The organism is Mycobacterium sp. AT1, assembly GCF_002043095.1.
In the GTDB taxonomy this organism is placed as follows: Bacteria; Actinomycetota; Actinomycetes; order Mycobacteriales; family Mycobacteriaceae; genus Mycobacterium.
Window position 1 is genome coordinate 17453 of sequence record NZ_MVOC01000037.1, and the last position, 25670, is coordinate 43122.

Here is a 25670-nt window from a genome sequence, read left to right on the forward strand (position 1 = left end):
GTTACCATGGACGGGTGAACTGGACCGTTGACGTGCCAATCGACCAGCTGCCGGAGCTCCCGCCGCTGTCGAGTGACCTCCGCGAGCGGCTCGACGCCGCCCTCGCCAAGCCAGCTGCCCAGCAGCCGAGCTGGCCCGCGGACCAGGCCAAGGCGATGCGTACGGTCCTGGAGAGCGTGCCGCCGGTGACGGTCCCGTCGGAGATCGAGCGGCTCAAGGGTCACCTCGCCGACGTCGCGCGCGGAGAGGCGTTCCTGCTTCAGGGCGGCGACTGCGCCGAGACGTTCGTCGACAACACCGAACCGCACATCCGGGCCAACATCCGCACGCTGCTGCAGATGGCCGTCGTGCTGACTTACGGCGCCAGCATGCCGGTGGTCAAGGTCGCGCGCATCGCGGGTCAGTACGCCAAGCCGCGGTCGTCCGACGTCGACGCGCTTGGCCTCAAGTCCTACCGCGGTGACATGGTCAACGGGTTCGCCCCCGACGCCTCGGTGCGCGATCACGACGCCTCGCGACTGGTGCGCGCCTACGCCAACGCCAGCGCCGCGATGAACCTGGTGCGGGCCATGACGTCGTCGGGGCTGGCCTCGCTGGAATCGGTGCACGACTGGAACCGCGAGTTCGTCCGCACCTCGCCTGCGGGTGCGCGGTACGAGGCGCTGGCCGCCGAGATCGACCGCGCGCTGCGGTTCATGAGCGCGTGCGGCGTCAACGACATCAACCTGCAGACCGCCGAGATCTACGCCAGCCACGAGGCGCTGGTGCTCGACTACGAGCGCGCGATGTTGCGGCTGTCCAACGAGTTTCCCGTCGAGGCCCCCGAGCCGCGGCTCTACGACCTGTCGGCGCACTATGTGTGGATCGGTGACCGCACCCGCCAGCTCGACGGTGCGCACATCGGTTTCGTGGAGACCATCTCCAACCCGATCGGCGTCAAGATCGGGCCGACGACGCCGCCGGAGTTGGCCGTCGAATACGTCGAGCGTCTCGATCCGCACAATCAGGCGGGCCGCCTGACGCTGGTCAGCAGGATGGGCAACGGCAAGGTGCGCGACCTGTTGCCGCCGATCATCGAGAAGGTGCAGGCCACCGGCCGCCAGGTGATCTGGCAGTGCGACCCGATGCACGGCAACACCCACGAATCGTCGACCGGTTACAAGACGCGGCACTTCGACCGCATCGTCGACGAGGTCCAGGGCTTCTTCGAGGTGCATCGCTCGCTGGGCACCCACCCCGGCGGCATCCACGTCGAGATCACCGGTGAGAACGTCACCGAATGCCTCGGTGGCGCGCAGGACATCTCGGACTCCGACCTGGCCGGGCGTTACGAGACGGCGTGCGACCCGCGGCTCAACACGCAGCAGTCCCTGGAGCTGGCGTTCCTGGTCGCCGAGATGTTGCGGGGCTAGAACAGCCCCTGCAGGTTGCTGCCGAGCGTCCACGCTCCGGCGGCGATCAGTGCGGTGAGCGTCAGGATGCCGACCGACCAGAACAGCGTGACCCGTCGGCCGCGTTGCCTGGCCCACTCCAGCTCGTCGATGTCGATGCCCGCGAATTTCCCTGGGGTGTAACGGCTTTCAGGGCGCTCCCAATCGTCGGGACCACGCGTCATCTCCCGGGTGTGTTGACGCGGCGCCGGTGGGGGAGCCACGTCCCTGGTGGGCAGAATCGGCGTCGGAGGTGCCGGGGCCGCGGTGGCCTCGGTGGTGTGGTCGTCGCGGTCGTCCAGCCGGCTCTGGAACTGGGCCGACGCAACGTGCTGAGCGGAGTTGGCCGGCGCAGGCACCCGAAACGACGGCAGGCCGAGTTCGGTGACGATCGCGTCGAGGTCGGCGCCCATCGCCGTCGCGTCGGTATAGCGGTCCCCTGGCGTGCGCCTCGTCGCCCGGCGCACCAACTCGTCGAACTGCGGCGGCACCCCCGCGATCGCCACACTGGGCGGCGGCACGTCGTTGTCCATCCGCTGATACGCCACTGCGAGCACGCTGTCACCGGTGAACGGGGTGCTCCCGGTAAGCAATTCGTAGGCGAGGATGCCGACGCCGTAGACGTCGCTCTCCGGCGTCGCGTCGCCGGTTCCGACCTGTTCGGGAGACAAATAGGCGGCGGTGCCGAGGATCACACTGGTCGAGGTGATCTTCGCCTCGGCGACGGCGCGGACCAAACCGAAGTCCGCGATCTTCACCTCGCCGTCGTCGGAGATCAGCACGTTCTCGGGCTTGATGTCGCGGTGCACCAGCCCCGCCCGGTGCGCCGCCGCCAGACCCCCGAGGATCGGGGTCAGCACCGCAGCGACGGCGTGCGGCGGCATCGGGCCGCGTTCGCGCAGCAGCTCACGCAGCGTGCCACCCTCGATCAACTCCATGACCAGGTATGGAAGCCCGGCACCATGATCTCCGAGACCCTGGTCGTACACCGCGACCAGCCCGGGATCCTTCAGCCGGGCGACGGCGCGGGCCTCCCGCTGGAACCGCACCAGGAACTGAGAATCTCCCGCATAGCGTGAATCCATCACCTTCAGCGCCACCGGACGGTCCAGCCGGAGATCCAGTCCGCGGTACACCGCGGACATCCCACCGGTGGCGATCAGGGCGTCGACGCGGTACCGCGCATCCAACACGAGGCCGACGAGCGGGTCCGATCGTTGGCTGGTATCCACGCACGCATCTTAGACTCGGACCGGTGAGCAACATTCCGGCTGCCGACGACGTTCTGGACCCCGACGAAGCCGTCTACGACCTGCCCGCCGTGGCGTCCATCCTCGGCATCCCGGTGACCAAGGTGCACCAGCACCTGCGCCAGAAGCACCTCATCGGCGTGCGCCGCAACGGCGTCCTGGTGGTGCCCAAGATCTTCTTCGACGACAAGGGTCACGTCGTGAAGAGTCTGTCGGGCCTCCTGGTCGTGCTGCACGACGGCGGCTACAGCGAAAACGACATCGTCCGGTGGCTCTTCACCCCGGACCCGTCGCTGACCCTCAGCCGTGACGGCACCGGAGAGGTCGTGGAGAACGCCCGGCCAGTCGACGCGCTGCATTCGCATCAGGCCCGCGAGGTGGTGCGCCGCGCCCAGGCGATGGCGTACTAGGAGCCGGTGTCCTGAGGGCCGTTCGACTGGGCGGCGGGGGCCTTCTCGGCCTCCGCGCTCTCGGGAGACTTCGCCAGCGAGTACCACGCCACCGCCGCACACGCGGTGGCGAGCGCGACGTGCAACCACGAGTACATGCCATGCGAGCCGTCGGGCTTGAAGATCACCATGATCCACGTCGAGAACCCTGCGATGGCCGCGATCGACTGCCTGCTCTGGGCCAGCGCCGACAGCACGGCCAGCGGCCACGTGTAGTACCAGGGAAGCGCCGCGGGGACGAACAACACCACGACGAGCATCGCCAGCGCGATTCCCGTCAAGGCTTCACGGTCGTCGTGGCGGAAACGCCACCACAGCAACGGAAGTGAGATGGCGATGATCGCGACCCCGGCGATGCGCGTCACCTCGAGGACGGCATAGAAGTTCACCGGCAGGAACAGTCCGCCGATCGCGTTGACCAGATTGGCCACCGCGGTCGGCACCGTGAGCCAGTTGATGATCTTCACCGAGCCCGCGAGCGCGGTCAGCCAACCCAGCCCGACCCCCGCCAGCCACGACACCACGGCGAACACCACGACGAAGATGAGCGCCGACGCGCCGGTGGCCAAGCCGAAGGCGCGCGCAGGCCCGAGCCCGCGTTTCTCCCTGAGCCGGTGCATCCACATCCACACCATGAACGGCAGGGCGATTCCCGCCGTCGCCTTCACCGCGACCGCGATCGCGATCAGGCTGACGCCCCACACCGGTCTGTTTTGCAAGGTCAGCGCGATGGCCGCCATCATGAGGCCGACCATCAGCATCTCGTTGTGGACGCCGCCCATCAGATGGATGATCACCAACGGGTTGAGCACGCAGATCCACAGGGCGGCAGGCCCGTTGGCCCCGACGTGGCGCGCGATCCGCGGCGCGGCCCAGATCAGCATCACCAGCCCGGGCAGCATGCAGAGCCGCAGCAGCATGGTGCCCTCGATGACGTGGTCGCCGACGACCATCGTGACGAACTTGGCCACCAGGATGAACACCGGACCGTACGGGGCGGTCGTCGTCGTCCAGATCGGACTCACGTCGTCGAGCAACGAGTTGGGATTTTCGATCGGGCCGACGACGTAGGGATCGAACCCGTCGCGCAGCAAGGCCCCCTGCGCCAGATACGAATACGTGTCGCGGCTGAACACAGGCGCGCTCAACAGCAGTGGCGTCAACCAGAACCCGGTCGTCGCCAGCATCGTGTACGTGGTCGCGGTGCGGTCGACGACCCGTCTGCCCAACAGCAGCCAGGCGATCAGCATCGCCGCGACGCCACCCCACAACAGCAGCGACGAGAACACCAGACCGTGTCCGAATCGCAACCAGGACAGGGAAATCGACTCGAGCACCGGATCGTGCAACCGAGTGCTGCCGGCGCCGAGGCCCCCGAGGGTGATCAGCACCGCGCCGAGGCAGCCGAGACGGGCCGGTCGGCCCTCCCGGGACGCGGCGAAGGCGGTCAGGCGCGAGACGTGGCTCCCGAAACGGGATTTCGGTTGGTGCGCGGCGGTCGGAGTCGTCATGCGCCTCAGGCGGACCGGTTCGACGCCAATCTGGCGAGCTCGGCCAGACCGACCTTCGCGGCGGCGTCGATGTCCGCCGCGTCGAGGAGGGCTAGGGCCTGCCCGGTGAGCAGCTCGATGCGCGCCTCGACCGCGGCGAGCGCACCAACGGACTCGATGACGTGGCAAAGCTCCCGGACGTCGGCCTCCGACAGCTCGGTGCCGATCGAGGTGCGCAACATCTTGGCTGCCAACGGATCCGAGCCGTCGGCACGTTCGACGGCCTCGGCGAGCAGCACGGTGCGCTTGCCCGACCGAAGGTCGTCACCGGACGGCTTGCCGGTGACCGCGGGGTCGCCGAACACGCCGAGGACGTCGTCGCGCAGCTGGAACGCCACCCCGAGATTGGTCCCCACCTGATGGAAGGTGGCCTGCACCTCTGGCCGGTCGGCCGCCGCGGCCGCGCCGAGCTGCAACGGTCGCGTCACCGTGTACGAGGCGGTCTTGTAGGTGTTGACGTTCATCGCGGATTCGACGGTCTCGGCACCGCTCGCCTCGGCGACGATGTCGAGGAATTGCCCGCCGAGCACCTCGGTCCGGATGTCGGCCCACACCTGCTGGACGCGGCGGTGGGCGTCGACCGGCAGGTCGGCGGAGGTGACGATGTCGTCGGCCCAGACCAGCGACAGATCGCCGAGCAGGATGGCGGTCGACAACCCGAACTGTTCGGAGGAGCCGTGCCAGTTGCGCTCGCGATGAAGGTCGGTGAAGTGTCGGTGGACGGTGGGAAGCCCGCGCCGGGTCGCCGAGGCGTCGATCACGTCGTCGTGCACCAGTGCACAGGCGTGCAGCAACTCGAGTGCGGAGAAGAGCAGCAGCGCGTCGGAGTCCGCGTCCAGGGTGGCGGGGTGATCAGCCGGTGCGACCGCGCGCCAGCCCCAGTAGGCGAACGCGGGACGTAGCCGCTTGCCGCCGCGGAGGACGAACTCCTCGAGGGCGGCCGTCATCTCCGCGTAGTCGGCACCGATGTAGGCGGCGCCGGCGCGGCGGGTGGTCAGGTATTTGCGCAGTCGCTCGGTGACGGCGCCTGCCAATTCCGTGGCCGACGGTGTCGCGGCAGCATTGACGCTCAGCGCCCGCCCCTTTCACTACGAAGAACCCTCAGACTAGTGGGATTCATCAGCGCGAGTCGTGCGGGTTGGCCATCACTGGGCTGCGGTCACGGCTCTTCCAGGCGACGCCGCCCACGACGAGGGCCACCAGGAAGGCGGCGACGCCCACCCAGATCGCCGCGCCCGCGAACGAGCGTGCGCTGGGGTCGGTGTAGCGGGCTTGGGCGTTCATCGTGCTGACGACGCCCGGCTTGAGCGTCCACTGGACCACGTCGGAGGACACCTGTTCGCCGTTGGTCGAGGTGACGTCGCCGGGGAACGCGACGTTCAACGACACGTCGGCGTCGGGGTCGTTGAGCGAGGTCAGGTCCGCCCTGCCCTCGAGGATCACCAGGTCACCGGCTCGCCGCAGCGAGATGTCGACCCCGGCGGCGTCGGCGTTCATGTTGGCGAGCTGCGGCAGTTCGGCGAACGTCAGGTCGGAGAAGACGGCCTGGGAGCCGACGTAGTCGTCGCGCTCGTACGGCGAGACCGACACCTTGTTGGCGAAGGGCAGGCTGTTGAGCAGCTGCGGACCCTTGTCGTCGCCGTCCTTGGGCTTGGCCGCGGCGATGATCTGACCCGACACCCGGTCGTCGGGGGACACGGTGATCGACGCCCGCACCCGCACGCAACCCGCGATCATGGGCGCGATCAGGACCAGCAAAAGCAAGGCGAGCAGGCGTTTGCGGCGGGTTGGCACCCCGACATGGTGCCAGACCGGTGCCGTACTCGACGTACTAGAGCGGCAGATTTCTGCCAAGGATGGCGAACGGCCGCGGATCTCCGGCGAAGTGGTAGCCCCTGATCACGTCGGTGAAGCCGAGGCGCCGGTACAACCGCCATGCGCGGTTGGCCTCCTCGTCGACCTCGGGGGTGGACAGCAACACCTGCGGCTCGGAGCGCCCCAGCAGAAGCCGTCGGACCAGGGCCTCGCCGAGCCCCCGCCCCTGCGCCCGCGGGTGCACGTGAACCTCGGTGAGCTCGAAGTAGTCGGTCGTCAGCTCGGCGATCTGCGCCCTGTCTGCGCCGCCACGCTCCAGGCCCTGGACGACTTGCTGTTGCCACCACTGGTCGGGTGCGCCGCAGTATCCGTATGCCACGCCGAGCATCGGAGCCGACGTCAGCGGCGGCCCGTCGGGGTCGGAAGGGGAGCGGTCGGGGACCTCGACGGCCGCGACGGCCGTCCAGCCCCTTCTGTGGGTGTGCTCGACCCACATCGAGGCACGCTGATCTTCGGTGCCGCGGGGATAGCGCATGGCGTCGACGTAGATGCCGAGGGCGTCCCCGAGACGCCGTTGCATGTCGCCAGGTGACAAGTCGATCAGGAACGTGGCCAACCTCTAAATGCCCTTCGCGCTGTTGCCGATTCGACGTCATTATCCGGTCAGCGACGCGGGATCCCGCCACCGGCGGGGCACGAACTATGATCGAAGCCTGACGTCGGTTCGGGGGCTACCGCGAAGTGACTCGGGGAAGTAGGTGGTACGCGCCGGATTCTGCTCGTATCATGAAGGCCAGGGTGCCCCGCAATTCGCGGGCGTACGTATTTTGAACGCACGACCGTAAATTCGCGGTCGCAGCAGGGACGCAACATGGGAGGCGCGGATGCCACTCTCCGATCATGAGCAGCGCATGCTCGACCAGATCGAGAGCGCTCTTTATGCCGAGGACCCCAAGTTCGCGTCGAGTGTGCGCGGCGGGAATCTCCGGGCACCGTCGGCGCGTCGTCGCCTGCAGGGTGCCGTCGTCTTCATCGTCGGTCTGGCGTTGCTCATCTGCGGCGTCGCGTTCCGGGCCACTCAGATCAGCGGGTTCCCCGTTCTCAGCGTCATCGGCTTCATCCTGATGTTCGGCGGGGTGGTGTACGCCATCACCGGTCCGCGTGTCGCGGGTGGCCGTGACGGCGCCGCACCGGAGCCCAATTCGAACCAGCAGAAGAGGACAAAGGGCGGCAACTCGTTCTCCAGCCGCATGGAGGAAAGGTTCCGCCGCCGCTTCGAGGAGTGACCTTCTGCGTCACCTGAGGGCAGCTCCGCATGGAGCTGCCCTTTTTCTTTGCGTTCGACACGCCGCGGCGGAGGCCCGGTGGTGGGTGGTCAGCCCTTTCCCCCCACCACGCCCCACCCCCTTCACCAGGTAGCTCTAGCTGGCCTTTTCGTGTCTTAGGCCGGTTTCGTCGGCCATTCCATGCCCGAAAATGGTCCGTTTGTGGTGTGCGGTGGGGGCTCGTGCCCATTTTTTGCCGATGAATGGAGCAAAGTGGGGGATCGTGGGGTAATGTGGCGGACAACGGAGCGGCTAGGGCTCCGCCAGTTCGGCAGCAGGCGGAGGTGACGGGATGTTTCTCGGCACCTACACGCCCAAGCTCGACGACAAGGGGCGGCTCACGCTGCCCGCCAAGTTCCGCGAAGCACTGGCAGGGGGGTTGATGGTCACCAAGAGCCAAGATCACAGCCTCGCCGTCTACCCAAGAGCGGAATTCGAGAAGCTCGCACAGCGGGCATCGCAGGCATCGCGGAGCAATCCGGACGCCCGCGCCTACCTGCGGTACCTTGCCGCGGCGACCGACGAACAGCACCCAGACGCACAAGGCCGGATCACCCTGTCGGCCGACCACCGTCAATACGCAGACCTCTCCAAGGAGTGCGTGGTGATCGGCTCGATCGAGTACCTGGAAATCTGGGACGCCCGAGCGTGGCAGGAATACCAGCAGACCCACGAAGAGAACTTCTCCGCGGCCAGCGATGACACCCTGCGCGACATCATCTAGAACGACCGTTGACACCGGCCAAGCCCTTGCAAGGTGGCCTCTGCCCGAACCGGCCCTGACGTACTTCCCCAACGCCAGGTCCGCACTCTCGGGCAGGGACCTCCCTGCAAGGGCAGGCACACATGTCCCCGCCACTTCTTGCAAGGGTGCTGCTGTTATGTCCGACCGTCACCCGCACGACCCGGTCCTCCTCGACCGCTGCGTCGAACTTCTCAAGCCCGCCCTGACCCGGCTCAGCTCCGACGGAGCGGGCGCCGTCCTCGTCGACGCGACCCTCGGAGCCGGCGGCCACGCCGAACGCTTCCTCACCGAGCTGCCCGGTCTTCGTCTCGTCGGCCTGGACCGCGACCGCACTGCCCTGGCGATCGCGGCAGAGCGGTTGGCTCCCTTCGGAAACCGCGTCGACTACGTGCAAACCCGGTACGACGGGTTCTGGGCCGACGACACCGTCGTGGACGGGGTCCTCTTCGATCTCGGCGTCTCGTCGATGCAACTCGACCGCGCCGAGCGCGGCTTCTCCTACTCGCACGACGCTCCGCTGGACATGCGCATGGATCAGGACGCGCCACTCACGGCAGCCGAGATCCTCAACACCTACGACAAGAGGGCTCTGACGAGGATCCTTCAGGAGTTCGGCGAGGAGCGCTTCGCCAGCCGCATCGCAGGCGAAATCGTCCGGCGCCGCAGCCACAAGCCGTTCGAGACCACCGCCGAACTGGTCGAGGTGCTCTACGACGTGATCCCCATTCCCGCCCGCCGCACCGGGGGACACCCCGGCAAGCGCACGTTCCAGGCGTTGCGTACCGCGGTCAACGGTGAGCTGGACTCGCTGCGGTCCGCCATCCCGTCGGCTCTCGCCGCGCTGCGCCAACACGGACGGATCGTGGTGATGGCCTACCAGTCGCTCGAGGACAAAATCGTCAAGGGCGAGTTCGCCGCTGCGACCGCCTCGCGAACCCCGGCCGGCCTGCCGATGGAACTCCCTGGCCACGAGCCCTACTTCGTCCCGCTCACGCGGGGCGCGGAAAAGGCGGGGGACGACGAGATCGCCCTCAATCCGCGCAGTGCATCCGTTCGGCTGCGAGCCCTCGAGAAGCGGACCTCGGAAAAGATCGTCAGAAGGGAAGGTTCGTGATGGCCAAGCGACGAGAAGCGATGCGTGGCTCTGACGAACGCAAGAAGAAGCGCGCACCACGCCCGTCGCGCGAGGCTGCAGCGCAGCGGCGCCCGGTCGACGCGCCGCCGCGTGGCCGCCGGACGACCCGCGAGCAGCGCCCCGAACACTCGCGGCCCCACACCGGCCCGATGCCACGGCCCGCGGACGGACCGGTACGGCCCAAGAACGCGGCCCAGGCCAAGGCGCGGGCCAAGGCCCGAAAGGCCAAGGCGCCCAAGGTAGTCCGCCCACCACTCCGGGAACGACTGCTGGTCAGGCTGTCATCGGTCGACCTCGACCCCCGCAGGTTCGTCACCAGGGTGCCGTTCGTGGTGCTGGTGATCGGAGCACTCGGTGTCGGCCTCGGCGTCACGCTGTGGCTGTCGACCGACGCCGCCGAGCGGTCCTACGAGCTGGGCCGTGCGCGCCAGGTCAACCAGGCGCTGATGCAGCAGAAGGACGGCCTCGAGCGCGACGTCCTGGAAGCCCAAGCCGCGCCCGCGCTGGCCGAGGCGGCGCGCAACCTCGGCATGATTCCCTCCCGCGACACCGCACACCTGGTGCAGGACGCGTCCGGCAACTGGATGGTCGTCGGCACGCCCAAGCCGGCCGAGGGCGTGCAACCGCCGCCGCTGAACAGCCCGCTGCCCGATCCGACGCCGCCCGCACCGCCCGCGGCGCCCGCCCGGCCTGCGCCGCGCGTCGTCGACCCGCGTGAGGTGGCCGTGCACCTGCCGCCCGCCGGGACGGCCGTGCCCAACCAAGCGCTGCCCAACCAAGCGCTGCCCAACCCCGAGGTGCCCGTGACCGGTGCGGCTCCGGGAGCTCCGGTCGTCCCCGTCGTACCGGGACAGGCTCCGCTCGCGGCCGTCCCGACTCCGCCGCTGACACCGGGCGCGGTACCCCTGCCGCCCGACGCCGCCACGCTGCACCTCGACTCGCCGCAGGGGCCCGCGCTGCCCGGACCGGCGCCCACCCTGCCGGGACCGGCGCAGGTTGATCCCGCCGCGCCTGCCGCTCCAGTGCTCGTCCCAGGAGCCCCCACATGAGCAGGCCCGGTTCGCCACATCCCGCCAACGAGCGCCGCACCCGCAAGCCCGTCGCCGACGACGGATTGCGCAGCGCCTCCTTTGCGTTCCGTCATCGGATCGGCAACGGCGTCATGGTCGTCGTCCTGCTCCTGGCCGCAGGCCAGCTCTTCATGCTTCAGGTGCCACGCGCCGAGGGCCTCCGCGCCGAGGCGGCCAGTCAGCTCAAGGTCACCGACGTCGAAGAGGCCGTTCGCGGGAGCATCGTCGACCGCAACGACGACAAGCTGGCCTTCACGACCGAAGCCCGCGCACTGACGTTCCAGCCCACCAAGATTCAGAAGCAACTGGTCGAGGCCCAGGGCAAGAAGCCCGACGCACCCGATCCGGTCAAGCGCCTCCGCGAGATCGCCAAGGGCGTGTCGGGTCTGCTCAACAACAAGCCCGACGCCGACACGCTCTACAAGAAGCTGTCCGGCAAGGACAGCTTCGTCTACCTGGCCCGCGCCGTCGACCCGGCAATTGCCGACGCCATCATCAGCAAGTACCCGGAGGTGGGCGCCGAACGTCAGGACATCCGCCAGTACCCGGGCGGATCGTTGGCGGCGAACATCGTCGGCGGCATCGACTGGGACGGTCACGGACTGCTCGGCCTCGAAGACTCACTGGACTCCAAGCTGGCTGGCACCGACGGATCGGTCACCTACGACCGCGGCTCCGACGGCGTGGTGATCCCCGGCAGCTACCGCAACCGTCACGACGCCGTCAACGGCTCGACGGTGCAGCTCACCCTCGACGACGACATTCAGTTCTATACCCAACAGCAAGTGCAACAGGCGAAGAACCTGTCCGGCGCCAAGTCGGTGTCGGCCGTCGTGCTGGACGCCAAGACCGGCGAGGTCCTCGCGATGGCGAACAACGACACCTTCGACCCCAGCCAGGACATCGGCCGTCAGGAAGACCGTCAACTCGGCAACCCTTCGGTGTCCTCGCCGTTCGAGCCGGGCTCGGTCAACAAGATCATCACCGCGTCGACGGCGATCGAGAACGACCTCACCAACCCCGACGAGGTGCTCCAGGTGCCGGGGTCGATCAACATGGGCGGCGTCACCGTGCGCGACGCGTGGGCCCACGGCGTGATGCCGTACACCACCACCGGCATCTTCGGGAAGTCCTCCAACGTGGGAACCCTGATGTTGGCCCAGCGGATCGGCCCCGAACGCTACGCCGAGATGCTCGACAAGTTCGGCCTCGGCCAGCGGACCGGCGTCGGCCTGCCGGGCGAGACCGCGGGCCTGGTTCCGCCCATCGACCAGTGGTCGGGCAGCTCGTTCGCCAACCTGCCCATCGGACAGGGTCTTTCGATGTCACTGCTGCAGATGACGGGGATGTACCAGACCATCGCCAACGACGGCGTCCGCATTCCGCCGCGCATCATCAAGGCCACCATCGCCGCTGACGGCACCCGCACCGAGGAGCCGCGGCCGGAAGGCATCCGCGTGGTGAACCCGGGAACGGCTCAGGCCGTGCGAAACCTGTTGCGCGCCACCATCCAGAAGGATCCCACCGGTGTTCAGCAGGGCACGGGGTCCGGCGCCGCGGTGGAGGGCTACCAGATCGCGGGCAAGACGGGCACGGCGCAGCAGATCAACCCGGCGTGCGGCTGCTACTACGACGACGTCTACTGGATCACCTTCGCGGCGATGGTGCCCGCCGACGACCCGCGCTACGTCGTCGGCGTGATGATGGACAACCCGCACCGCACCGCAGACGGCTCGCCGGGCACGACGGCGGCGCCGCTGATCCACAACCTGTCGGCGTGGCTGCTGCAGCGGGAGAACGTGCCGCTGTCGCCCGATCCCGGTCCGCCACTGGTCCTGCAGGGCTGAGCCCAGGAATTTGGCCGCTAAGGTGTCATGGCCATGAACTTGCGTCCCTCGAGTCCCGTCGGTGACGACCTCGCCGCATTGGCCCAGCGTGTGCACGCAGAGCTTCGGGGCGCCGCCGCCGAATCGCCGCGGGTCACCGGGGTCACGCTGCGCAGCCAGGACGTCCAGCCCGGCGACCTGTTCGCCGCGTTGCCCGGCGCCAGGTCCCACGGTGCGAAGTTCGCCGAGGACGCCGTCCGGCAGGGCGCCGTCGCGGTGCTGACCGACGAGGCCGGTGTCGAGGTAATGGCAGGAACCACGGCCGTGCCGCTGCTGGTCCATTCCGCGCCGAGGTCGGTGCTCGGGGACCTGGCGGCAGCCGTCTACGGCAGGCCGTCGGAACACATGCGCGTCATCGGGGTGACCGGCACCTCCGGCAAGACCACCACCACCTATCTGGTGGAGGCCGGGCTGCGCGCCGCGGGACGGGTGACCGGCCTGGTCGGCTCGGTCGGCATCCGCATCGACGGACGCGACGAACCGAGCGCGCTGACCACCCCGGAGGCCCCCGACCTGCAGGCGCTGTTCGCGGTGATGCTGGAACGCGGCATCGACACGGCGGTGATGGAGGTGTCCAGCCACGCCCTGACGCTGGGTCGCGTCGACGCCGTCCACTTCACGGTCGGCGGTTTCACCAACCTCTCGCGTGACCACCTGGACTTCCATCCGACGATGGAGGACTACCTCGACGCCAAGGCGCGCCTGTTCGAGCCCCAGTCCTCAACGCACGCAGACGTTTCGGTGGTCTGCGTCGACGACGACGGTGGCCGCGCCATCGCCGCCCGCGCCGAGCGACCCGTCACGGTCAGCGTCGGGGGTCACGAGGCGGACTGGCGGGCCGAGGACGTGCGCACCCTCGACGGCGGAGGTCAGGAGTTCGTCGCCGTCGATCCGGCGGGCGCGCAGCACCGGCTGCGAATCGGCTTGCCCGGGCACTTCAACGTCGCCAACACCCTGCTGGCCGCCGCACTGCTCGACGCGGTGGGGGTGTCGCCGGAGCAGGCGGCGCCAGGACTGCGGACGGCGACCGTGCCCGGTCGGCTACAGCCGATCGACTGCGGTCAGAACTTCCTCGCCCTCGTCGACTACGCGCACAAGCCCGGCGCGCTGCGCGCGGTGCTCGAGACGCTGCGCGGACAGACCCGCGGCCGCATCGCGGTGGTGGTCGGCGCCGGTGGCAACCGCGACCCCGGCAAGCGGGCGCCGATGGGTCGGGTGGCCGCCGAGCTGGCCGACCTCGTCGTCGTGACCGACGACAACCCCCGTGACGAGGAACCCGCCGAGATCAGGGCGGTCGTCGTCGCGGGAGCGGCAGGCGGTCCGGCCGCGGTCGAGGAGATCGGTGACCGGTCGGCCGCCATCGACTTCGCCGTCGGGTGGGCAAGGGAAGGTGACGTCGTGCTGGTGGCGGGCAAGGGACACGAGGCGGGGCAGACCAGTCATGGGCTGACCCGGCCGTTCGACGACCGCGACGAGCTGGCGCGCGCGCTGCAGGCCCTCGGGGTGCAACCGTGATCGAGATGACGCTGGCCCAGATCGCCCGCATCGTCGGCGGTGAGTTGGCAGACGTCTCGGCCGCCGAGGCCGAGGCGACCGTCGTCACCGGAAGCGTCGAGTTCGATTCGCGCGCCGTCACCCCCGGCGGGCTGTTCCTGGCGCTGCCGGGGGCGCGGTCCGACGGACACGACTTCGCCGCGGGTGCCGTGGCGGCGGGTGCGGTCGGCGTGCTGGCCGCCCGTCCGGTCGGAGTGCCCGCGGTCGTCGTGCGGCCGCCCTCGGAGCCGGTCGACTCCGGGGCCAGCGTGCTCGAATACGACTCGGACGGATCGGGCGCCGCGGTGCTCGAGGCGTTGGCCAAGCTGGCCGCCGCCGTCGCCGCAGAGCTCGTCGCCGGCGGGCTCGTCGTCGTGGGTGTCACCGGGTCGTCGGGCAAGACGTCCACCAAGGATCTGCTGGCCGCCGTGCTCGCACCCCTCGGCACGGTCGTCGCGCCGCCAGGGTCGTTCAACAACGAGCTCGGGCATCCGTGGACGGTGCTGCGAGCCACGACCGACACCGACTACCTGATCCTGGAGATGTCGGCCCGCCACGAGGGCAACATTGCCGCGCTGGCGCGGATCGCCCCGCCGTCGATCGCCGTGGTGCTCAACGTCGGCACCGCCCACCTCGGTGAGTTCGGCTCGCGGGAAGCCATCGCCGCGACGAAGGCCGAACTGCCGCAAGCGGTTCCGGCGTCGGGTGTGGTGATCCTGAACGCCGACGACCCGAACGTGGCGGCGATGGCGGACAAGACGGCGGCACGGGTGGTCTTCGTGGGGCGGTCCGCCGGCGCTGACGTCTGGGCCGACGACGTCGTGCTCGACGAACTCGCCAGGGCGCGCTTCAACCTGCATGCCGCCGGCGGGCAGACCGAGGTGACGCTCGCCGTGCACGGTGACCACCAGGTGTCCAACGCGCTGTCCGCGGCCGCCGTCGCCCTGGAGTGCGGCGCGACCCTCGAGCAGGTGCGGGACGCGCTCGGCGGGGCCGGGCCGGTGTCTCGGCACCGGATGCAGGTCGGCACCCGCGCCGACGGCGTGACGATCGTCAACGACGCCTACAACGCCAACCCCGATTCGATGCGCGCCGGCCTCAAGGCCTTGGCCTGGATGGCTCGCGGCGGGCCGGACGGCGGGGGTGGGCGACGCCGGAGTTGGGCGGTTCTCGGCGAGATGGGCGAACTCGGTGAGGACGCGATCGCCGAGCATGACAGCATCGGTCGACTGGCAGTGCGCTTAGATGTGTCTCGACTGGTCGTCGTCGGAACCGGGAGATCAATGAGCGCCATGCACCACGGGGCGGTGATGGAGGGGTCATGGGGCAGTGAGTCCGTCATGGTCGCCGACACCGATGAGGCCTTGGCGCTGCTCCGCGACGAGTTACGCGGGGGAGACGTGGTGTTGGTGAAGGCCTCGAAGTCGGCGGGTCTTGCCGCGCTGGCCGACGCGCTGGTTGCCGAGCAGGCCACCGGATGAGGCAGATTCTCATTGCGGTCGGCATCGCGTTGACGGTGTCGATCTTGCTGACGCCTGTCCTGATCAAGGTGTTCACTCGGCGCGGGTTCGGCCACGAGATCCGCGAGGACGGCCCGCAGAGTCATCAGAAGAAGCGCGGCACGCCGTCGATGGGTGGCGTCGCGATCCTGGCGGGCATCTGGGCCGGCTACCTCGGGACGCACCTGGTTGGCCTGGCGTTCGACGGCGAGGGTCCGTCCGCCTCTGGCCTGCTGGTGTTGGGGTTGGCCACGGCGCTGGGTGCCGTCGGCTTCGTCGACGACCTCATCAAGATTCGGCGTTCGCGCAATCTCGGGCTCAACAAGACGGCCAAGACGGTCGGCCAGCTGGCCGCCGCGGTCCTCTTTGGCGTCCTGGTCCTGCAGTTCCGCAACGACGACGGTCTGACACCCGGCAGCCCGGAGCTGTCCTATGTCCGCGAGATCGCGACCGTGACGCTGGCGCCCGCGGTGTTCGTGTTGTTCTGCGTCATCCTGGTCAGCGCCTGGTCCAACGCGGTGAACTTCACCGACGGCCTCGACGGCCTCGCGGCCGGTGCGATGGCGATGGTGACGGCGGCCTACGTCCTGATCACGTTCTGGCAGTTCCGCAACGCGTGTGCGTTCAGCCCCGGCCTCGGGTGCTACAACGTCCGCGACCCACTGGATTTGGCGCTGGTCGCCGCGGCGACGGCGGGTGCCTGCATCGGCTTCCTCTGGTGGAACGCCGCCCCCGCGAAGATCTTCATGGGTGACACCGGGTCGCTTGCCCTCGGCGGGATCATCGCGGGCCTGTCGGTGACCAGTCGCACCGAGATGTTGGCGATCGTCCTCGGCGCGTTATTCGTGGCGGAGGTCACGTCGGTGGTGGTGCAGATCCTGGCGTTCCGCACGACGGGTCGACGGGTGTTCCGGATGGCGCCGTTCCATCACCACTTCGAGCTGGTGGGGTGGGCGGAGACGACGGTCATCATCCGGTTTTGGCTGCTCACGGCCATTGCGTGCGGCTTGGGGGTGGCCCTCTTCTACGGCGAGTGGCTTGCCACCGTGGGTGCGTAGCCGGCGCTTCACCGGGCGGTCATTCCGCGACACGCGTCGGATGTCCACCGACCTCGGGCTGTGACGGGGGAGGATTCTGGGGTGCTAGTGACAAATGAGCCAGTTGTGAACAATGTGACTCATGTGACGAGTGCGGCCCGGTAGGCACCGTGACCGACATCTTCGCTAGATTGCGCCGCAGCAAACCCCACTCCGGCAACGGCGTCACCGTCACCAGCACGGTCGACACCGCCCCGCGCACCCGATTCGGGGCCTGGCTGAGCCGACCCTTGACGTCGTTCCACCTCGTCATCGCCGTCGCGGCACTGCTCGTCACGCTCGGGCTGATCATGGTGCTGTCCGCGTCGGGGGTGCACTCCTACGACGAGGACGGCTCCCCGTGGGCGATCTTCGCCAAACAGGTTCTCTGGACCTTCGTCGGCCTCGTCGCCTTCTACATCGCCCTGCGCACGCCGGTCGCGTTCATGCGCAAGGTGGCGTTCCCGGGCTTCATCTTCACGATCATCCTGCTGATCCTGGTGTTGATCCCGGGCATTGGTAAGGAATCCAACGGCTCCCGCGGCTGGTTCGTCGTCGCGGGCTTCTCGATGCAGCCGTCGGAGCTGGCCAAGATCGCCTTCGCCATCTGGGGCGCGCACCTGCTCGCCGCGCGCCGGCTGGAACTCGCGTCGGTGCGCGAGATGCTCTTCCCCCTGATTCCTGGCGCCTTCATCGCATTGCTGCTCATCGTGCTGCAACCCGACCTCGGCCAGACCGTCTCGCTTGGCATCATCCTGTTGGGCCTGCTGTGGTTCGCCGGCCTGCCGCTGCGGATCTTTCTGAGCTCGATGGCGGCCGTCGTGGTGGCCGCCGGCATTCTGGCCATGTCGGCGGGCTACCGATCCGACCGGGTGCAGTCGTGGCTGAACCCCGGTGACGACATGCAGGGCTCCGGTTACCAGTCGCGCCAAGCCCGCTACGCGCTGGCCAACGGCGGCATCTTCGGCGACGGGCTTGGGCAGGGCACCGCCAAGTGGAACTACCTGCCCAACGCCCACAACGACTTCATCTTCGCCATCATCGGAGAGGAGCTCGGGTTCGTCGGTGCGGCGGGGCTACTCGGCCTGTTCGGTCTGTTCGCCTACACCGGAATGCGCATCGCGCGGCGCTCCGCGGACCCGTTCCTGCGACTGCTGACCGCCACGACCACCCTCTGGGTGCTCGGCCAGGTCTTCATCAACGTCGGCTACGTCGTCGGCCTGCTGCCGGTGACGGGCCTGCAGCTGCCGTTGATCTCCGCTGGCGGAACGTCAACGGCCACGACGCTGTTCATGTTGGGCATCATGACCAACGCGGCGCGACACGAACCGGATGCGGTCGCCGCGCTGCGGGCGGGCCGCGAGGACCGGTTCAACCGGCTGCTGCGACTGCCGTTGCCCGAGCCCTACGTGCCGTCCCGGCTCGAGACGGCACGGGACCGGCTGCGGACGCGGCCGGACAAGTCGCCGCGATCCCCGAAACCGCCCAAGCCGCCCAAGTCCAAGGCCAAGTCCGCCAAACCTGCCGCGGCCAAGGCCGGCCCGAAGAAGCCCACGTCGAAGGCGGGTTCCAAGGGCAAGCCAAAGCCCGTCCGCAAACCTGCCGAGGATCGCAGGCGCGGCGCGGCGGAACCGGCCGGCAGGACGGCGAGGGGCGCAGGGCATCATGGAGACCGTCAGCGTCAATCGAGTCGTCGGGCTCGCCCTCTGGAAGGTCAGCGTTACGGGTGAGCAACCCTGGTTTCCCTCGCGGTGCGGTCTCCGGCGGGCAGGATCGTAGCGACGGGGGAGTCGTGTCCGTGGTCCTCGCCGGCGGAGGCACCGCAGGACACATCGAGCCCGCCATGGCCGTCGCCGACGCCCTCGCCGCGCTCGACCCGACCGTGCGGATCACCGCGCTCGGTACGGCGCGCGGCCTTGAGACGCGGCTGGTGCCCGAGCGCGGTTACGACCTCAAGCTCATCACGCCCGTCCCGTTTCCCCGCAAACCGTCCGGCGACCTGGTCCGGCTCCCGCTGCGGGTCCGTTCCGCGGTTCGCCAGACGCGAGCAATCCTCGACGAGGTGCGTGCCGACGTCGTGATCGGCTTCGGGGGGTACGTCGCACTGCCCGCCTACCTGGCCGCGCGCGGTGGCGCATCGAGGCGGAGCGTGGTGCCCGTCGTCATCCACGAGGCCAACGCGCGCGCGGGCTGGGCCAACCGAGTCGGCGCACGGTCGGCGCGGCGCGTCCTTGCTGCGGTGCCCAATCCAGGTCTCGGTCGACGCGTCGAGGTGGTCGGCGTCCCCGTGCGTGAGTCCATCACCTCCCTGGATCGGATGGCGCTGCGCGCAGAGGCGCGGGCACACTTCGGGTTCTCCGACGACGACCGGGTGCTGTTGGTCTTCGGCGGCTCACAGGGCGCGCAGTCCCTCAACCGGGCCGTCTCCGGCGCCGCCGACGACCTCGCCGCGGCGGGCATCGCGGTGCTGCACGCGCACGGCCCGAAGAACGTTCTGCAGCTGCGCGTACCGGCGGTCGGTGACCGTCCGTACGTCGCGGTGCCCTATCTCAGCAGGATGGACCTCGCGTATGCGGCCGCCGACCTGGTCATCTGCCGGTCGGGCGCGATGACGGTCGCCGAGGTGACCGCGGTGGGCCTGCCTGCCGTGTACGTCCCGCTGCCCATCGGAAACGGCGAGCAGCGGCTCAACGCGTTGCCCGTGGTCGGCGCGGGCGGCGGCCTGCTGATCGCGGACGCGGATCTGACACCCGAGTTCATCACCGAGACGGTCCGCGTGCTGCTGGCGGATCCGCCGCGGTTGACGGAGATGACGGCGGCGGCGACCCTGGCCGGTCACCCCGACGCCGCGCGCCGGGTCGCCGAGGTGGCGCTCGAGGTGGCCGTCGAAAACCGGGGGGCGCGATGAGCCCGCGGGAGTTGCCGCCTGCGCTGCAGCGGGTGCACATGGTCGGCATCGGGGGAGCCGGAATGTCCGGCATTGCGCGCATCCTGCTCGACCGCGGCGGTCTGGTGTCCGGCTCGGACGCCAAGGAGTCGCGCGGGGTGGCTGCGCTACGAGCCCGTGGCGCCCAGGTCAGGATCGGACACGACGCGTCGTCGCTCGACATGCTGCCCGGCGGACCAACCGTCGTGGTCAGCACCCACGCGGCGATTCCGAAGGACAATCCCGAACTCGTCGAGGCGCGGCGCCGCGGCATCCCCGTCATCCTGCGACCCGCGGTGCTCGCCAGTTTGATGGACGGCTACACCACGGTGATGGTGACGGGCACCCACGGCAAGACCACCACCACGTCGATGGTCATCGTGGCGTTGCAACGAAGCGGATTCGATCCCTCCTTCGCCGTCGGCGGCGATCTCGGCGAGGCGGGAACCAACGCGCACCACGGCAGCGGTGAGTGCTTCGTCGCCGAGGCGGACGAAAGCGACGGCTCACTGCTCGAATACACCCCCGACGTCGCGGTGGTGACCAACATCGAGGCCGATCACCTCGACTTCTTCGGCAGCGTCGAGGCCTACGGCGCGGTGTTCGACGAGTTCGTCGCGCGCCTGCGCCCCGGTGGCGCGCTTGTCGTCTGCGTCGACGACGAAGGTTCGGCGGCCCTGGCGGAACGCGCGGCGGCGAACGGAGTTCGCGTCCTGCGCTACGGCAGCGGCGACGGCTCGGCGGGGGGCTCGACCGGCGACCTCGCGGGCACTCTGGTGACGTGGGACCAGCAAGGCACCGGCAGCGTGTCGACCGTTCAGCTGGCTGGTGAATCGCACCCGCGGGGGATGCGGTTGGCGGTTCCCGGCAGGCACATGGCGCTCAACGCGCTCGCGGCGCTGCTCGCGGCCGTTGAGGCGGGTGCCGACGCGGTGACGGTGCTCGACGGTCTTGCCGCCTTCGAAGGCGTGCGGCGCCGATTCGAATCGGTCGGCACGTCGGCGGGCGTGCGGGTCTTCGACGACTACGCCCATCACCCCACCGAGGTGCGCGCGACGCTGGAGGCGCTGCGCGCCGTCGCGGGACACGGCCGCTCGATCGTGGTGTTCCAGCCGCACCTCTACACGCGCACCGAGACCTTCGCCCGCGAGTTCGGGCAGGCACTGAGCCTGGCCGACGAGGTGTTCGTGCTCGACGTCTACGCCGCCCGCGAGCAACCCATCGCCGGTGTCAGCGGGGCCAGCGTCGCCGAGCACGTCAGCGTCCCGGTGCGATACGTCCCCGACTTCTCCGCAGTCGCGGCTCTGGTGGCGGGCTCGGCCCAACCGGGTGACGCGGTGGTGACGATGGGTGCGGGCGACGTCACCCTGCTCGGTGGGGAGATCCTGGCCGCGCTGCAGTCGCGGGCCGGACGTGACGCGCCGGGGGCGCGGTCGTCGTGACCGGGCCGACCGACGAGCCGGACGTCGCCGACGAATTCGCGGGTGACGTAGCCGGTGAAGAGGCTCCCGGTGACGTTCCCGGTGACGTTCCCGGTGACGTCGTCGCACGCACCGGCGACGGTCCCGAGGACGCGGACGACTTCGAGGGCCCCCGACGGCGGGCCAGGCGGGAACGCGAGGAGCGGCGCGCGGCGCAGGAACGGGCGACGGCCATCGAGCTCGCAAGGCGTGAGGCGAAACGGCGTGTCACGGGTCGCGCCGTCGACGAGCCGACTCCGCCGACCCGTGGTCTGATCAGGGGTCTCAAGGCGTTGATGTGGTCGGCGCTGATCAGCGTGCTGGTCGTGGGAGCCGGTCTGCTGCTGTACTTCACGCCCATCATGTCGGCTCGCGTCATGGCGATCACGGGCCTGGTGACGCTCACTCAGGAAGAGGTCGAGCAGGCCGCCGCGGTGCCGGCGGACACGCCGTTGTTGCAGATCAACACCGACGCGGTCGCCGATCGAGTCGCGACCATTCGCCGGGTGGCGAGTGCCAGGGTTCAGCGGGAGTATCCGTCGACCCTGAGGATCACCATCGTCGAGCGGGTTCCGGTGGTGGTCAAGGACTATCCCGACGGCTCGCACCTCTTCGATCGTGACGGCGTCGACTTCGCCACGGAGCCACCACCGCCCGGGCTCCCGTACCTCGACGCCGACACGCCTGGTCCGAGTGACCTGCCGACCTTGGCGGCGCTTCAGGTGCTCACCGCCCTGCGCCCCGAGGTGGCCGGACAGGTGAGTCGGATTGCGGCGCCGTCGGTGGCGTCGATCACGTTGACCCTGTTCGACGGTCGGCTGGTGATCTGGGGGACGACGGATCGCACCGACGAGAAGGCGCTGAAGCTGGGTGCGCTGTTGACACAGCCTGGGACCACCTACGACGTGTCGAGTCCGGACTTGCCGACGGTCAAGTAGGCCGTCCCAACGAGATTCGCGCGAACGCGTCGAAAATCTCCCGGCGTGTCACGGCGCGCCTGCGGCGATACGTCGCGTGCTCGCCCTACCGTTCTGTTTGCGCGAAACTACTTGACATAACTCTAAGCCTATGGTTGAGGTTGAGGGTTGGCCCAGGAGGAAGACTACCGATGACACCCCCGCACAACTATCTCGCAGTAATAAAGGTGGTCGGCATCGGTGGCGGCGGCGTCAACGCCGTCAACCGGATGATCGAGCAAGGACTCAAGGGCGTTGAGTTCATCGCCATCAACACCGACGCGCAAGCGTTGTTGATGAGCGACGCCGACGTCAAGCTCGACGTCGGCCGGGACTCCACCCGCGGCCTCGGCGCCGGAGCCGACCCCGAAGTCGGCCGCAAGGCCGCCGACGACGCCAAGGACGACATCGAGGAGCTGCTGCGCGGCGCCGACATGGTCTTCGTCACCGCAGGTGAGGGCGGCGGCACCGGCACCGGTGGCGCTCCCGTCGTCGCGACGATCGCCCGCAAGCTCGGTGCGCTCACCGTCGGCGTGGTGACGCGACCGTTCTCCTTCGAGGGCAAGCGCCGCTCCAACCAGGCCGAGGCGGGCATCGCGGCGCTCCGGGAGAGCTGCGACACCCTCATCGTGATCCCGAACGACCGCCTGCTGCAGATGGGCGACGCTGCGGTCTCGCTGATGGACGCCTTCCGCAGTGCCGACGAGGTGCTGCTCAACGGCGTGCAGGGCATCACCGATCTGATCACCACCCCCGGCCTGATCAACGTCGACTTCGCGGACGTCAAGGGCGTCATGTCCGGTGCGGGCACGGCGCTGATGGGCATCGGCTCGGCGCGCGGTGACGGTCGGGCCCTGAAGGCCGCCGAGATGGCGATCAACTCGCCGCTGCTCGAGGCCTCGATGGAAGGCGCGCTCGGCGTGCTGCTGTCGGTGGCCGGCGGCAGCGACCTCGGTCTCTTCGAGATCAACGAGGCGGCGTCGCTGGTTCAGGACTCCGCGCACCCCGAGGCCAACATCATCTTCGGCACCGTCATCGACGACTCGCTCGGCGACGAAGTGCGCGTCACCGTGATCGCCGCGGGCTTCGACGCCGCCGGACCCAGCCGCAAGCCCGTGGTGGGCGCCGGCGTGAGTGGTCCGTCGGTCGCCCCGGGGAGCTCGGGCAAGCTGCGGCCGCCGTCGGCGTTCGATCCGGACCCGGCGAGCGTTCCCGTGCACACCAACGGCGCGACGGTCAGCATCGGCGGCGGTGGGGATGACGACGACGACGTCGACGTGCCCCCGTTCATGCGTCACTGATTCCGGAGAGCTCCCGAGGGCCGGGATACTGGGCAGCGTGACCCGACGCATCAGATGTGTGACGACGACAAGGGATGGTGGCGCCTCGGCGGCACCGTTCGACACGTTCAACCTTGGCGATCACGTCGGTGACGACCCGGCCGCGGTGGCCGCCAACCGCGCGCGCCTCGCCGAGTCGGTCGGCCTCGGCCCCGACGGAATCGTCTGGATGAACCAGGTGCACGGTGACCGCGTCGTCGTGGTGGACGGGCCGGTTGACGGTGCGATCGACGACGCCGACGGGTTGGTGACGACTCGGCCGGGCCTGGCGCTGGCCGTGGTGACCGCCGATTGCGTTCCCGTTCTCGCGTCCGACCCGAGGGCTGGCGTCGTCGCGGCCGTCCACGCGGGCCGGGCGGGTGCGAAGTTGGGCGTCGTGGCACGGGCCGTTGAGGTGATGCTGGCCAACGGCGCGCACGTCGAGGACATCTCGGTGGTGCTCGGCCCAGCGGTCAGCGGTCGCAACTATGAAGTGCCCGATGACATGGCCGTCGATGTCGAGGCGGCCCTGCCGGGCAGCCGGACCACCACCGCGCGCGGCACCGCGGGACTCGACCTGCGGTCGGGGATTGCCAGGCAGTTGACCGAACTCGGCATCGCCAAGGTCGGCGTCGACCCGCGCTGCACGGTCGACGACCCGAACCTGTTCAGCCACCGCCGGTCCGCGCCCACCGGCCGCCTCGCTTCCCTGGTGTGGATGGAATGACGTCCGCCCGCGCCGCCCAACTCGCCGAAGCCCTTGCGGCGCTGAGAAAACGGGTCGACGACGCCGCGGCCGCGGCGGGTCGCGACGCCGCCGAGATCGAGCTCCTTCCCGTCACCAAGTTCTTTCCCGCGTCCGACGTCGTCGAGTTGGTGCGCCTCGGATGCGACGCCTTCGGCGAGTCGCGCGAGCAAGAAGCGTCGGCCAAGGCCGCCGAACTGGCGGAGTACGTGGAGCAGTCCGACGGGTCGGTGCTGCGGTGGCACATGATCGGGAGCATTCAGCGCAAGAAGGCGCGCGCCGTGGCGGGGTGGGCCTATGCCGTGCACTCCGTAGACCGGGGTGTCCTCGTAGAGGCGCTGGGCCGGGCGGCTGCCGAGGGGCTCGCCGACGGAACGCGCGTCGCCCCGCTGCGGGTCTACCTCCAGGTCAGTCTCGACGGTGATCCAGGTCGGGGTGGCGTCGACGTGAGTCGACCGGACCTCGTGGACGAGCTGTGTGCGCTCACTCACGGGACCGACGGGTTGGACTTCGTCGGCCTGATGGCGATCCCGCCACTGCATGCCGACAGCGGGGAGTCCTTCGCGCGTTTGGAGTCCGAACTGGAACGGGTACAGGCCTCTTACCAGCAGCGTCTCGGTCTGTCGGCGGGTATGTCGGGCGACCTCGAGACGGCGGTGAAACACGGCTCGACGTGTGTGCGTGTCGGTACCGCGCTTATGGGAGCCCGTCCTCTAACGTCTCCCTGAGTAGTCACTCCAGTCACATCTTCATCACAGACAACACGAATTTCAGTCATCAGAAGGGCTTCCGATGAGCACACTGCATAAGGTCAAGGCCTACTTCGGTATGGCGCCGATGGACGATTACGACGACGAGTACTACGACGACGACGACCGCACGTCGCGCAGTGCGTACCCACGTCGTCCCCGCGAGGACCGCTTCGAGGACGAGGGTTACGCCCACCCCGCCGACGGCCGCGGTTACGACGACCGGATGGACCGTCCCGTCGGCCGCGAGTTCGAGCGCGAAATGGCCGGCGCCCCAGCGGGTTACCGCGGCGGATACGCCGACGAACCCTCCTTCCGGGGACGGCACGACTTCGAGCGTCCCCGTTTCAACACGCTGCGTGGCGCCACCCACGGTGCCGTGGCGATGGAGCCGCGTCGCATGGCCGAACTCTTCGAGGCGGGCAGCCCGCTGGCGAAGATCACGACCCTGCGTCCCAAGGACTACAGCGAAGCCCGCACCATCGGCGAGCGCTTCCGTGACGGCACGCCCGTGATCATGGACCTGGTGTCGATGGACAACGCCGACGCCAAGCGTCTCGTCGACTTCGCCGCCGGGCTGGCATTCGCCCTGCGCGGTTCGTTCGACAAGGTCGCCACCAAGGTCTTCCTGCTCTCCCCGGCCGACGTCGCCGTCACCGCCGACGAGCGCAAGCGCATTGCCGAGGCCGGCTTCTACGCCTATAAGTGACCACCTGCGTAGGCTGGTCCTAGACCGAGTTGCCTTCGACTCG

Annotated in this window: 23 protein-coding genes; 18 read left to right on the top strand and 5 right to left on the bottom strand. The window is 69.1% G+C overall.

Annotated elements, in window-relative coordinates; genetic code table 11:
• The first annotated feature begins 14 nt into the window (after positions 1-14).
• Positions 15-1412, top strand: a complete 1398-nt coding sequence (locus B1790_RS17670) for a class II 3-deoxy-7-phosphoheptulonate synthase (RefSeq protein WP_079924576.1) — start codon at positions 15-17, stop codon at positions 1410-1412.
• On the opposite strand, the gene B1790_RS17675 is transcribed toward B1790_RS17670, so the two are convergent.
• The gene (locus B1790_RS17675) at positions 1409-2662 is read right to left on the bottom strand and encodes a protein kinase (RefSeq protein WP_079924577.1); all 1254 of its coding nucleotides are present in this window, start codon (positions 2660-2662) and stop codon (positions 1409-1411) included. The genes B1790_RS17670 and B1790_RS17675 overlap by 4 nt on opposite strands.
• A gap of 23 nt (positions 2663-2685) precedes the next feature.
• Here B1790_RS17675 and B1790_RS17680 point away from each other — a divergent pair, with 23 nt between their 5' ends.
• A complete protein-coding gene (locus B1790_RS17680; protein WP_079924578.1) occupies positions 2686-3090 on the top strand; it encodes an Rv2175c family DNA-binding protein in 405 nt (134 codons plus the stop codon).
• On the opposite strand, the gene B1790_RS17685 is transcribed toward B1790_RS17680, so the two are convergent.
• From B1790_RS17685 to B1790_RS17700, 4 genes are all read right to left on the bottom strand, one after another.
• Positions 3087-4640, bottom strand: coding sequence for an alpha-(1->6)-mannopyranosyltransferase A (locus B1790_RS17685; protein ID WP_079924579.1), 1554 nt, complete (start codon positions 4638-4640; stop codon positions 3087-3089). The two genes, B1790_RS17680 and B1790_RS17685, sit on opposite strands and share 4 nt — an antisense overlap.
• 5 nt (positions 4641-4645) lie before the next feature.
• Positions 4646-5713: a bifunctional (2E,6E)-farnesyl/geranyl diphosphate synthase gene (gene idsA2, locus B1790_RS17690; protein WP_233165172.1), complete on the bottom strand. Its 1068-nt coding sequence runs from the start codon at positions 5711-5713 to the stop codon at positions 4646-4648.
• Positions 5714-5798: 85 nt separating this feature from the next.
• Positions 5799-6416 (bottom strand): DUF3153 domain-containing protein, encoded by a 618-nt coding sequence (locus tag B1790_RS17695; RefSeq protein WP_198952036.1) that lies wholly within the window; start codon positions 6414-6416, stop codon positions 5799-5801.
• A 94-nt stretch (positions 6417-6510) separates the two neighbouring features.
• Complete coding sequence (locus B1790_RS17700; protein ID WP_079924582.1) at positions 6511-7110, bottom strand: N-acetyltransferase; 600 nt, start codon at positions 7108-7110, stop codon at positions 6511-6513.
• Between the two features lie 268 nt (positions 7111-7378).
• Between B1790_RS17700 and B1790_RS17705 the strand changes: the two genes are divergently transcribed.
• The 16 genes from B1790_RS17705 to B1790_RS17780 all read left to right on the top strand — a co-directional run bounded on the left by B1790_RS17705 (position 7379) and on the right by B1790_RS17780 (position 25627).
• Positions 7379-7780, top strand: a complete 402-nt coding sequence (locus B1790_RS17705; protein WP_079924583.1) for a DUF3040 domain-containing protein — start codon at positions 7379-7381, stop codon at positions 7778-7780.
• 331 nt (positions 7781-8111) lie between these two features.
• Positions 8112-8543, top strand: a complete 432-nt coding sequence (mraZ, locus tag B1790_RS17710) for a division/cell wall cluster transcriptional repressor MraZ (RefSeq protein WP_079924584.1) — start codon at positions 8112-8114, stop codon at positions 8541-8543.
• 157 nt (positions 8544-8700) lie between these two features.
• Positions 8701-9678 (top strand): 16S rRNA (cytosine(1402)-N(4))-methyltransferase RsmH, encoded by a 978-nt coding sequence (rsmH, locus tag B1790_RS17715; protein WP_369832364.1) that lies wholly within the window; start codon positions 8701-8703, stop codon positions 9676-9678.
• Positions 9679-9698: 20 nt separating this feature from the next.
• Positions 9699-10748 (top strand): hypothetical protein, encoded by a 1050-nt coding sequence (locus tag B1790_RS17720; protein WP_233165173.1) that lies wholly within the window; start codon positions 9699-9701, stop codon positions 10746-10748.
• Positions 10745-12616 (top strand): penicillin-binding protein 2, encoded by a 1872-nt coding sequence (locus B1790_RS17725; protein ID WP_079924587.1) that lies wholly within the window; start codon positions 10745-10747, stop codon positions 12614-12616. Before B1790_RS17720 ends, B1790_RS17725 begins: the two co-directional genes overlap by 4 nt.
• Positions 12617-12649: 33 nt before the next feature.
• On the top strand, positions 12650-14170 hold the full coding sequence (locus tag B1790_RS17730; protein WP_079924656.1) for a UDP-N-acetylmuramoyl-L-alanyl-D-glutamate--2,6-diaminopimelate ligase: 1521 nt from the start codon (positions 12650-12652) through the stop codon (positions 14168-14170).
• Positions 14167-15669: a UDP-N-acetylmuramoyl-tripeptide--D-alanyl-D-alanine ligase gene (gene murF / locus B1790_RS17735; protein ID WP_079924588.1), complete on the top strand. Its 1503-nt coding sequence runs from the start codon at positions 14167-14169 to the stop codon at positions 15667-15669. The genes B1790_RS17730 and murF overlap by 4 nt, the downstream gene beginning before the upstream one ends.
• Positions 15666-16745: a phospho-N-acetylmuramoyl-pentapeptide-transferase gene (gene mraY / locus B1790_RS17740; RefSeq protein WP_079924589.1), complete on the top strand. Its 1080-nt coding sequence runs from the start codon at positions 15666-15668 to the stop codon at positions 16743-16745. Before murF ends, mraY begins: the two co-directional genes overlap by 4 nt.
• 149 nt (positions 16746-16894) lie before the next feature.
• The gene (gene ftsW, locus B1790_RS17745) at positions 16895-18493 is read left to right on the top strand and encodes a putative lipid II flippase FtsW (RefSeq protein ID WP_079924590.1); all 1599 of its coding nucleotides are present in this window, start codon (positions 16895-16897) and stop codon (positions 18491-18493) included.
• A gap of 62 nt (positions 18494-18555) precedes the next feature.
• Positions 18556-19671, top strand: coding sequence for an undecaprenyldiphospho-muramoylpentapeptide beta-N-acetylglucosaminyltransferase (gene murG, locus B1790_RS17750; protein WP_233165183.1), 1116 nt, complete (start codon positions 18556-18558; stop codon positions 19669-19671).
• A complete protein-coding gene (murC, locus tag B1790_RS17755) occupies positions 19668-21131 on the top strand; it encodes a UDP-N-acetylmuramate--L-alanine ligase (protein ID WP_079924592.1) in 1464 nt (487 codons plus the stop codon). The genes murG and murC overlap by 4 nt, the downstream gene beginning before the upstream one ends.
• A complete protein-coding gene (locus B1790_RS17760) occupies positions 21128-22087 on the top strand; it encodes a cell division protein FtsQ/DivIB (protein ID WP_079924593.1) in 960 nt (319 codons plus the stop codon). Before murC ends, B1790_RS17760 begins: the two co-directional genes overlap by 4 nt.
• 170 nt (positions 22088-22257) lie before the next feature.
• Positions 22258-23406, top strand: a complete 1149-nt coding sequence (ftsZ, locus tag B1790_RS17765; RefSeq protein WP_079924594.1) for a cell division protein FtsZ — start codon at positions 22258-22260, stop codon at positions 23404-23406.
• A gap of 37 nt (positions 23407-23443) precedes the next feature.
• Positions 23444-24151: a peptidoglycan editing factor PgeF gene (gene pgeF, locus B1790_RS17770; protein WP_142271361.1), complete on the top strand. Its 708-nt coding sequence runs from the start codon at positions 23444-23446 to the stop codon at positions 24149-24151.
• Positions 24148-24897 carry a YggS family pyridoxal phosphate-dependent enzyme gene (locus B1790_RS17775; RefSeq protein WP_079924595.1) on the top strand — a complete coding sequence of 250 codons (750 nt, stop codon included), beginning with the start codon at positions 24148-24150 and terminating at the stop codon, positions 24895-24897. The genes pgeF and B1790_RS17775 overlap by 4 nt, the downstream gene beginning before the upstream one ends.
• 64 nt (positions 24898-24961) lie before the next feature.
• Positions 24962-25627 carry a cell division protein SepF gene (locus B1790_RS17780; protein WP_079924596.1) on the top strand — a complete coding sequence of 222 codons (666 nt, stop codon included), beginning with the start codon at positions 24962-24964 and terminating at the stop codon, positions 25625-25627.
• The last annotated feature ends 43 nt before the right edge of the window (positions 25628-25670 follow it).